1 rRNA gene is annotated in these 803 nt (G+C 48.2%); it reads left to right on the top strand.

The annotated features are described in order from the left end of the window. Window positions 1–3: 3 nt before the first annotated feature. A 5S ribosomal RNA gene (gene rrf, locus AC6LKD_RS32620) occupies window positions 4–116 on the top strand. Window positions 117–803: the final 687 nt, after the last annotated feature.

Genomic DNA, 803 nt, shown 5'->3' with positions numbered 1-803 from the left:
ACGCTTGACGACCATAGCGAGTTGGTCCCACTCCTTCCCATCCCGAACAGGACAGTGAAACGACTTTGCGCCGATGATAGTGGACGGACGTCTGTGAAAGTAGGTCATCGTCAAGCTTTTATTCCGCGAACCCCCGCAGGTAACCCTGCGGGGGTTTGTCTTTATATATAAGTGAGAGCCTAGGTTCTCGACCGCAGTGAAGATGGAGAGATCCAGCAGAGCAGCGGGTTTGCAGTAGAAGATGCAGATTAGGCAGAAGCCAGCTGCACGAGCTGCAAAAAGATGTTATAGTTCGCGGCTTGGCTGCTACCGAAAGATCAGGGTATACCCCGGCATTTCGATAGCTGCTAAGGGAAACGAAAAAGCTGGGACACAGTCCTGGCGGACCTGAAGGGGTCTAGGCGGTAAGTTGCTAGATCATGGTGCTGATGGCGAGTTGAAAAACTCAAACAAAAGCGACAACGATTTGACAAGCGCTAAAAACTCCTTCATAATCTCGTTTCTCTGCTGCTGACACAGCGATCTCGCGAAAGCGACGAAGCGCAAAGTTAGCAGCAAGATGCAGTAAGTAGTACCGAATTTAGCAGTACCGCTCTTTAACAATTAAACAACCGATAAGTGTGGGCGCTTGATGCGAGTGCAATGTGACTGGGTTTTAAACCCCGGCCACAAGCATAATGAAATCAAGTGCTCACTAGAAGTGAAGTACCTTAGACGTCAAGTTTAAGAACATACCTCACTTCCTTTGAGTAGCGACGTATGACCTGGTTTGGATTTATTCAGACCAAGAATACGAAACAAAT

The sequence above is a fragment of the Achromobacter sp. D7-1 genome (assembly GCF_059760445.1).
The sequence above is the reverse complement of the archived record's forward strand: the minus strand, read 5'-3'. Positions and strand labels throughout refer to the sequence as shown.